7 protein-coding genes are annotated in these 9,436 nt (G+C 62.0%); 3 read left to right on the forward strand and 4 right to left on the reverse strand.

The features are described from left to right. The 3 genes from ACQY7U_RS16480 to ACQY7U_RS16490 form a co-directional block, all read left to right on the forward strand. Nucleotides 1-2,080 (forward strand): DNA translocase FtsK (locus ACQY7U_RS16480; RefSeq protein ID WP_428646515.1); only part of this gene is annotated, 2,080 nt, incomplete at its 5' end. A gap of 84 nt (nt 2,081-2,164) precedes the next feature. Further along, nucleotides 2,165-2,812 carry an outer membrane lipoprotein carrier protein LolA gene (locus ACQY7U_RS16485; RefSeq protein ID WP_428646518.1) on the forward strand — a complete coding sequence of 216 codons (648 nt, stop codon included), beginning with the start codon at nt 2,165-2,167 and terminating at the stop codon, nt 2,810-2,812. Nucleotides 2,813-2,825: 13 nt separating this feature from the next. Further along, nucleotides 2,826-3,785: an ATP-dependent carboxylate-amine ligase gene (locus ACQY7U_RS16490; protein ID WP_428646521.1), complete on the forward strand. Its 960-nt coding sequence runs from the start codon at nt 2,826-2,828 to the stop codon at nt 3,783-3,785. Nucleotides 3,786-3,811: 26 nt separating this feature from the next. On the opposite strand, the gene ACQY7U_RS16495 is transcribed toward ACQY7U_RS16490, so the two are convergent. From ACQY7U_RS16495 to ACQY7U_RS16510, 4 genes are all read right to left on the reverse strand, one after another. Next, a complete protein-coding gene (locus tag ACQY7U_RS16495; RefSeq protein WP_428646523.1) occupies nt 3,812-4,696 on the reverse strand; it encodes an NAD(P)-dependent oxidoreductase in 885 nt (294 codons plus the stop codon). Between the two features lie 85 nt (nt 4,697-4,781). After that, the gene (locus ACQY7U_RS16500; RefSeq protein ID WP_428646526.1) at nt 4,782-6,344 is read right to left on the reverse strand and encodes an HlyD family type I secretion periplasmic adaptor subunit; all 1,563 of its coding nucleotides are present in this window, start codon (nt 6,342-6,344) and stop codon (nt 4,782-4,784) included. 4 nt (nt 6,345-6,348) lie between these two features. Continuing rightward, entirely contained in the window at nt 6,349-8,115 is a 1,767-nt protein-coding gene (locus ACQY7U_RS16505) for a type I secretion system permease/ATPase (RefSeq protein WP_428646529.1), read from the reverse strand. Nucleotides 8,116-8,180: 65 nt separating this feature from the next. After that, nucleotides 8,181-9,436 (reverse strand): hypothetical protein (locus tag ACQY7U_RS16510; RefSeq protein WP_428646531.1); only part of this gene is annotated, 1,256 nt, incomplete at its 5' end.

Here is a 9,436-nt window from a genome sequence, read left to right on the forward strand (position 1 = left end):
CGCAGATCATGCGGTTGGTGTTGATGACGGCCTTGGGCGAGCCTGTCGAGCCGGACGTGAAGAGGTATTTCACGACCGCATCCGGCGTCACACCGCGGCGCGCCGCCTGACCGGCTTCCGGCGGACCCGGCAGAAGGACGAGGTCTATTGGGACGACGATGACCACGAAGGCGACTACGAACCGGAGGAGGAGGTTCAGGGCAGCCGCCTGAAGGCCTTCCGCCGGGCGCTGGCCGGACGCCTGATGCCGGAAGACGATGACGGGCTCGACGAATTGTACGACCCCGAGGGAAATACCGGCGGCGACGCGCAGGAACCCTATGCCGAAGACCCCTATGGCGAGGACGGCGAAAGCTTTTCCCCGGAGGAATTGCTTGCCGAGAAGGGACCGGTTGCCGGCCGGCCGGCCGTTCCGGTGGGCATAGCGGCGCCCGAACCCGCCCCCCGGCCGCAAGATGCCGCCGCGGCCCTGTCCGGCCGCGTCATCCCGCCGGCACCGCGCCCGAAACAGAGCAAAAGGGCGATCGAAGAAGCCCAGCCCTCTTTCCTTGGTGCGCCGGAGGAATACGAGCTGCCGCCGCTGCGGCTGCTGGCCGAACCGAAAGCCGCCGGCAAGGTGCCCGGCCTCTCCGCCGACGCCCTGGAACAGAACGCCCGCATCCTGGAAGGCGTCCTGGAGGACTTCGGCGTGCGCGGCGAGATCATCGAAGTTCGTCCCGGTCCGGTCGTGACGCTCTACGAACTGGAACCGGCACCGGGCATCAAGTCTTCCCGCGTCATCGGCCTTGCAGACGACATCGCCCGCTCCATGAGCGCGATCTCGGCCCGTGTGGCGGTGATCCCGGGCAAGAACGCCATCGGCATCGAACTGCCGAATGCCCGCCGCGAGACGGTGTATCTGCGCGAGTTGCTGGCCGCCCAGGACTTTGAGAAATCCAAATCCAAGCTGGCGCTGGCGCTCGGCAAGACCATCAACGGCGAGAGCGTCGTTGCCGATCTTGCCCGCATGCCGCACCTTCTGGTGGCCGGGACCACCGGCTCAGGCAAATCCGTCTCGATCAACACCATGATCCTGTCGCTGCTCTACCGGCTGACGCCGGAGCAGTGCAAGATGATCATGATCGACCCGAAGATGCTGGAACTGTCCATCTACGACGGCATTCCGCACCTTCTGACCCCGGTCGTGACCGATCCCAAGAAAGCCGTTGTCGCCTTGAAGTGGACCGTCCGCGAGATGGAGGACCGCTACAAGAAGATGTCCAAGATGGGCGTGCGCAACATCGACGGCTACAACACCCGCATCAAGCAGGCGCTGGAAAAGGGCGAAAGCTTTACCCGCACCGTCCAGACCGGCTTCGACCGCGAGACCGGCCAGCCGATCTACGAGGAAGAGACGCTGCCGCTGGAGGCAATGCCCTATATCGTCGTCATCGTCGACGAGATGGCCGACCTGATGATGGTGGCCGGCAAGGACATCGAGGGGGCGATCCAGCGCCTTGCCCAGATGGCCCGTGCCGCCGGCATCCACCTGATCATGGCAACACAGCGCCCGTCGGTGGACGTCATCACCGGTACCATCAAGGCCAACTTCCCGACCCGTATCTCCTTCCAGGTCACCTCGAAGATCGACAGCCGGACGATCCTCGGCGAAATGGGCGCCGAACAGCTGCTCGGCATGGGCGACATGCTGTTCATGGCCGGCGGCGGCCGCATCCAGCGCGTCCACGGTCCCTTTGTTTCCGACAACGAGGTCGAGGATATCGTCAAGCACCTGAAGGTTCAGGGCACGCCGCAGTATCTGGAAGCCGTCACGGAAGAAGACGATGAGGCCGACAGCCCCTATGACGGCGGAGGCCTTGCAGGCGGCGACGAGGGTAACGATCTCTATGACAAGGCGGTGGCAATCGTCCTGCGCGACAAGAAGGCCTCGACTTCCTACGTGCAGCGGCGCCTGTCGATCGGCTACAACCGCGCCGCCTCCCTGATCGAGCGCATGGAACAGGAGGGCCTTATCAGCGCCGCCAACCATGCCGGTAAACGCGAGATTCTCGTGCAAAACGGGGTTGAGGAAGAGTTTTAGCGTAAAATTGCCAAAGCTTTGCCACACAGCGGCATTAGCTAGGGCATAATGAGATACGCTGCCAACGACTTAGGACTTTGCATCATGCTGAAACGCCTCGCTCAACGCCTGGTCAAGCCTCTAGCTGCCACGGGACTGGCTGCCGCCCTGTCCCTGACGGCTCTGCTACCGGCCCAGGCACTCAGCGAGCGGGAAGAAAAGACGCTCAAGGACCTGAACGTCTATTTCAATTCCGTGAAGACCATGCATGGCGACTTCATCCAGTTCGGCCCGGACGGCAGCCAGTCGGACGGCAAGTTCTACATGGCCCGGCCCGGCAAGGTGCGCTTCTATTACAACAAGCCCTCCGTTCTGGACATCGTTGCCGACGGCAAGTCGGTCTCCGTGCGCGACCGAAAGCTGAACACACAGGATATCTGGCCGCTCGGCCAGACCCCGCTGCGTTTCCTCTTGTCCGACTCGATCGACCTTCGCAAGGACACCAACGTCACCAACGTTCTGGTGGAGGAAGACCTGATCACCGTCACCATCTTTGACAAGACCAAGTTCAATTCCGGAACGCTGACGCTGATCTTCGATGCCAAGGACTATGCCCTGAAACAATGGACCGTCACGGACCAGCAGGGCTATGACACGTCGGTTGCCGTCTACAATGTCGTCTCCAACGGTCCGACCAATCCGGACCTTTTCAAGATCGATTACCTGGCGAACGCCCGTCAGGACAAGAACTGAGCCCCAAGCCCTCATGGATGAGACGGACCATTCAGGAAGACGGTCGGTCGTCTATCGGTTGCTGGAACAATACTGCACGCAAAACGGCCTGCGTCTGACGGCCGGCGACCCCTACGGCCATGCCGGACTGGTTGAAGGTCCCTCCGGCAAGCGCTGGTTCTTCAAGGGCACCCATTTCGACCTCAATTCCCTGGGCGCGTCTGAAATCGCCGACGACAAGGCCTATGCGGCCAAATTCCTGAAAGCGGCAGGCATTGGCGTGCCCGATACCTGTTTCGTCTTCGCAGCCGACATCCGCAAAAGCGGAGACCTGCCGCCCGACCTTCTTGAATTCATCAAAACCGGATCCTTTCCGGTCTTCGTGAAGCCGAACATCGGACAGGAAGGCCAGGGCGTGACGCGGGCCGATAGCCGTCGGGAGCTCTTGCCCTCGCTGCAAAACCTCGCGGAAACGAACGAACACCTGCTGGTCCAGAAAGAGGTTCGCGGGACGGAGCTGCGGGTGATCGTTCTGGACGGTGACGTCCTGTGCGCCATGGAAAGGCACGCACCGGCGGTCACTGGCGACGGCAGGAACCGCATTTCCGAGCTGATTGCTGCAAAGGTGAAAATCGATCCCGCCGACAGCCGTATCGCTTCCCACCTTGCCCGGCAGGGCTTGACCCTTGAGAGCGTTCCCGAAGCGGGCAGCGCCATTTCGCTGATGCCCGTTGCCAATCTCTCCGTCGGTGGAACGGCCAGGATTGTCACCGACGGGCTTTCCCAGGAAGTGCGCTCCACAGCGACCCTGTCGGCCATCACCCTCGGACTGCGTTACGCGGGTGTCGATCTCATCCTGCCGGACGGATCGCCGCCCATGGTGTTGGAGGTGAACGCGGCACCGGGACTGAGCAATCTTTACCGGCAGGGCGAGCGGGAAGCGGCGTTGGTCGAAGATGTTTACACAAGTGTGTTTTTAGCGGCATTCGGCTAACGCCTCTTGCAAATGCCCATCCGGCATCAGGACCCGGATTTCGCAAGGGGCCCGTTTCCCAGAAGCTTCGTGAGCGACGTTACCTGCTGTTCCGACAGGCCCGCATCCATGCCCCGCTGAAGAAGGTCGCGCAGCAGCCGGGGCAGTTCGTCCGGAGCCTCCAGTGCCCGGCAGGTCTTCACAACGTCCTCGAAGGCTGCATGATAGACACCCAGAGAAGCTGGCGGGTCGCCGAACTTGCCTTCCGGAACAGTGGCGGCGAAGAGATCGTAGTAGTCGTCAACGATCCTGATTGTCAGTGGCAGCACGTCGACATAGGCATCCATCGAAATTCCCGCCCGCTCGCAAATCAGCGCACCATAGATCATCCCGAACATGAAACCCTGCCGGGGCAGAACCAGGGAAGCATAGATTGCCGCCAGCGCAACCGGATCCTTGCCGACAAGCGCCGACTTTCCGGCCAGCGCCTTCAGCACAGCCTCGCACTTGTGCCAGGTTTCAAGGTCTCCGACCGCGAGAATGGCGCTGTCCGCCTTGCCGATGTCTTTCGGAAACACGGAAATCATTCCGATGAGGCCGTCCGCGTCCTTCGCCCTGATCCATTCCAGCATGGATTTCGCTTCGGCAGCGTCACCCGTGCTGAGTTCTATGAGGGTCTTCCCTGCAAGGACGGACGGATCCTCCTCCAGCAACCGGCGCGTATCCGTATGGGAGCGGATGCAGGTGATGGTGACTTCGCTGGCCGCAATGGCGGCGGCCGGAGATGCAGCAAGTTTTGCGCCGGCTTTCTGCAACCGGGCCGCCTTTTCTGCCGATCTGTTCCAGACGGTCAGCGGATACCCCTTGCCGAGCAGCACTCGTGCGAGTTCCGAACCCATTGCACCAAGTCCAATGACAGAAACCGGCTGCATGATGCTCTCCTCCTGATTGTTGTAAACTAGGACAAGAGCTGCACTTTCCCAGCTTCAGGTGTCTGGGACCGTTTCGTCCGTGCGCTCAATTCTCGCGGAACCGCCGCCGGGCGCTGTCGAGGATGGGCGAGGCGAGATAGGAAAACAGTGTCTGCTCGCTGTCGATCAGCATCACTTCAGCCGGCATGCCGGGTATGAGTTTCACGTCATCGAGACCGGCAATGTCTTCCGGCACCACCTCTATTTTTGCCAGAAAATAGCTGTCGCCCGTGCGCTCGTCGACGATCGCATCGCCGGAGATCGAGCGCAGCCTGCCGTGGATCAGCGGCAAGGTCCGCTGCCGGTAGGCGGTCAGGATCACGCGCGTCGACATACCCGGCCGGATCCGTTCGATGTCGGTCGGACGAACGCGGGCATCGATGATCATTGCCGTAGCTTCCGGAACGATGTCGACCAGCGGCTGCCCCGGTTCCATGACGCCGCTTTCCGTGGTGACCCGGACATTCATCACCGTACCGCTGACCGGCGCGCGGATAACCGTGCGCTTGAGAATGTCTTCCCGCGATGGCAACTGGCTGTTCAGCTCCGCAAGGATCCGCCGCGTGTTGGCAAGCTCCTCGTTGATCTTTTCCTGCCGTTCCTCGGCAATCGCGAGCAGCTGCAATTCGGTCTCACCGATCTCCTGCGCGTTTTCTGCGATCTTCGCGCGGTTGCCTGCCTTTTCGGCGGAGATGTCGGCGCGGTAACGCTTCAGCGCCAGCACCCTGGGTTTACGTTCCAGCCCCTTGTTGAGAAGGTCCTGCGCATCGGAGATTTCCTCTTCGATCAGCGCGATCTGGCGGTCTTCCGCCGCAATAACTTCCCTGAGGCCCGCATTCTGCTCCTCCAGCTGACGGACACGCGACTTCAGGATATTGATGCGTCCCTCATGCGTTGCCCGGTGGCTGCGCAGCAGTTGCCGCTGCCCTTCCATCAGCTTTTGCAACTCGGCCGATTGCTGCTCGAACAGGAGATCGGGGAAATCGATGTCGGGCGCCCCGGTCCGTTCCGCCTCGAGCCGGGCGGTGGTTGCGAGAATGTAGCGGAGCCGTTCCCGGATTTCGCCGTCCAGCGCCTTGGCGCGCGTGTCATCGAGCTTGATCAGCGGGTCTCCCGCTTCGACCCTGTCGCCTTGCTGCACATAGATGGATTTGATGATGCCGCCTTCCAGATGCTGCACGGTCTTGCGGTATCCGTCGGGACTGATGACACCGGGGGCAATGGCCGCGCCGACCAGCGGCGCAAGGGCGGACCAGCCGCTGAAAACCAGCACGAAGAGCGCAAAGGCGGCAACTCCCAGGCGCCGCGGATTACGCGTCATTGCCTCGAGCGTTGCCAGGGAATCTATCGAGCGTCTCGGCACAATCAGGCGGTAGAGCCGCCAGAGCAGGAAGAGACCCAGAACTCCGGCCACGGAAATCGCGATCGAAATGTTCGTTTCCGTCGGCTCGATGTCGAGACGCATCAGTTGCACCCGCGTTTCGGCGGCCAGCACGGCATACCCGGTCGTCAAGGCATCCAGCGCCAGAAGAAACAGCCGTTCCCCCCAGGCTGCCGCCTCGACGAACCAGACGGTCATGTCGGTGAGAAAGTTCTTGAGATCTGGCATGGTTTCACTCCGCCGTCGGATGGCGCTTGCCGCGCACGGCCATGGCCGGCTGCAACGACCCGGTGACCGGTTGCGCTTGTGTTGCGGGTTTGGTCTCGACGGGCCGCACCGGGCGGATCACCTGATCGCGCGGTCCGAAGGCGGCAATTGCGCCTTCCTTCAGCACAAGCACCTTGTCGGAACACGACATCATCGACACGTGATGGGTGACGATGATGACAGTTGTGCCAAGCTTCTTGAGCCGGGTCAGCACCTCGATCATCGCCCGGTCTCCGGCCTCGTCCATATTCGCGTTCGGTTCGTCGAGCACAACCAGGGCCGGATTGCCGTAGAGGGACCGCGCCAGTGCAAGTCGCTGGCGCTGGCCAAGGGAAATGCGCCGCGAATGCAGGGCGATTTCGGTTTCATAACCGTCGGGCAGCGACAGGACGAGTTCATGAATGCCGGCAAGCTTGGCGGCCCGGATGACCGCCTCGCTGTCGAGCGCCTGGAAACGGGCGATGTTCTGGCCGACGGTACCCGGCAGAAGGTCCACCAGCTGCGGCAGGTAGCCGATATGCGGTCCGAGCTCCTCCGGATCCCAGTCGTAGACGTCGGCGCCACCGAGGCGCACATGGCCCCGGGTCGGCTGCCAGGCGCCGACGGCCAGCCGGCAGAGGGTCGACTTGCCGGCTCCCGACGGTCCGACCACGGCGCAGTTCTCTCCCGGCTCTATCTCCAGATCGATCCCGCTGAGAACGGGATGCTCCAGGCCCGGAGGCAGATAGAAAACGTTCTCGAAAGACAGGCTGCCTTCCGGGCGTGGCAGCGAGACATGTTCGCCGCCACGGCTTTCCACGCCGGCAAAAAGCTCCTTCAGGTTGGCTCGTGCCTGCCTTGCGGCAACAAGTCCACGCCAGGCACCGGTTGCCCGTTCGATCGGCGCAAGCGCGCGGCTCATGACGATCGACGCGGCGATCATGGCACCTGCCGTGATTTCCCCGAGCAGCACCAGATGCGCCCCGGCCGCCAGGATGACGACCTGCAGGATCAGCCTGAGTCCGCGGGATATCGCCAGGATGGTCGTCGTCCTGTCGGCTATCAGCACCTGTTCGCTCACGACCTCAGCCTGGCGCTCGCGCCAGCGGTCGAAAACGGCCCGGGCCATACCAAGCGGGCTGATCGTTTCACCAGCATCGACATAGCGCATCGCCGCTTCCTGATAGGACTTCGTGGCTGCGGCGACCATGTTCTGGCGCCGCCGCGTCAGCGCGTCGTTCGTCAGGGCAAGCACCAGCAGGATCAGCGCGCCGCCTGTGGCGACAATTCCCAGAACGGGATGCAGCAGCCAGATGAAGGCAATGAATACGGGGCTCCAGGGTGCGTCGAGAAGGGCAAGCACGGAATCGCCCGCATAGAATTTTCGAAGGTCGGCGACATCGCGGGTGCCCGCGCGTGCCTCCTTGCCGGACAGCCGCACCTCCATGGCCTGCTGCAGCATCGGCGCGTTGAGCTCCCTGTCCAGCCAGCCGGCCATCCGCCCGAGGATCATGCGCCGGGACCGCTCCAGAACGCTGTATATCGTAAGAGCGAAGACGGCGATCAGTGTCAGCCAGAGAAGCGTATCCATCGAACCGCTCGACAACACCCTGTCGTAGACCTGCAACATGTAGATGCTTGTCACCAGAAGCAGGAGGTTGAGCAGGCAGCTCAAGATCACGAGAACGGGAAACTGCCGCCGGATGGCGCTCAGAACCTGTTTGAGGCGGGTGTCTTTGGAATGCGAGGACATGGCGAACGGGTCCATTTCGATGAGAAAGGCGGGCCCGCCGCAGGACGGCAGGCCCGCTTGGCAGGTCACACGATGGGGTCGGGTTCGACTTCAACGGTGAACGTGTCCACGCTGCTGTCGCCGTCGTCATCGAACAGCGTCGCCGTGAAATCGAGATCGAGCGACTCGGGATTGAAAGTCTCCGAAACCTCGAACTCGATCACCGGGACCTTGATCTTGCCTTCTTCCATCCAGAGCTGGACCGCGTCGATGGCCGGTCCATCCTCCTCGCCGATCTCGAAGTAGCGCGTGTTTCCCGGCCCGGCCGTCAGATCGGCTTCGGAAATGGAGTTTGCTCCGAAGTCGCTGATCGTCCCGTCCGCGTAGTAGACGCGGTAGCTCAGCTCGTCCTGGCCGTCTATGAAATCGGTCGCCGATCCCGCGATATAGACCCTGACGATTTCGATGGGCCCATCGAAAGTCTGGTCGATCGGGTTCACCATGAAGGATTCACCACCCTCGAAGTTGTTGTTCTTGTTGCCGATCCCCTGGCCGCTGATATTCAGCTGGAAGCCTTCGGCCAGATAGCTCTGCCAAGTGGTCGGATCGCTTTGGTTCGGCTGGAGATCCGCTTCCGTCAGGTCGAGAGCGGAAGGTGACGTCGGCTCGTCCGGATAGATCGGATCCGTGGACAGCGCGGCGTACGGAGGATCATACTGCGTCGGGTCGATGGGAACCCCGCCGACCAGATCGACCGCGAAGAAGACGACCTGCTCACCGTTTCCACCCGCAAGATCCAGGGTTCGAACCGGGTCTGGCCCGCCGGAATCCAGCGTTCCGCCTTCCGTCGTAAACGTCTTGTCGGATTCCGGCGGCGTCGTGAAGGTGACGTCGTAGGTTCCGTCAAGATTGAAAGTCAGCGTGAACTCCACTGTGTCATCGACACCATCGCCGTTGAAATCGTCGATGATCGACCCGTCAAATGTATAGGTCCCGGTCTGCGAGAAGCTGCTGTTGATCCCGGTTGTCGCGACAGTACCGTTAAGGTCGATCTGGTAGCTGTCGAACGTCACACTCAGCGACCCGAAGTCGTCGGCGCCGGGAGCGTTGGTCCAGTCCCCTTCAGCTCCCGAACTGTAGGTCGCCGGGTTGTCGGAGGAGTCAAGGTTGGTGTCATTGACCACGACCGTCGGCGTGTCGTCGTCCACATCGATGTCGAGCGTGCCGTCAACCGTGTCGCCGTCACTGTCCGTCACCCGGTAGGTGACCGTGAAGGCCTGGTTGTTCTCGTCATTGCCCGCAACATGCATGATCGGCGCGTTCTGCGTCACCGTGTAGGCCC

The sequence above is a fragment of the Roseibium sp. genome (genome assembly GCF_050301095.1).
Taxonomy (GTDB): domain Bacteria; phylum Pseudomonadota; class Alphaproteobacteria; order Rhizobiales; family Stappiaceae; genus Roseibium.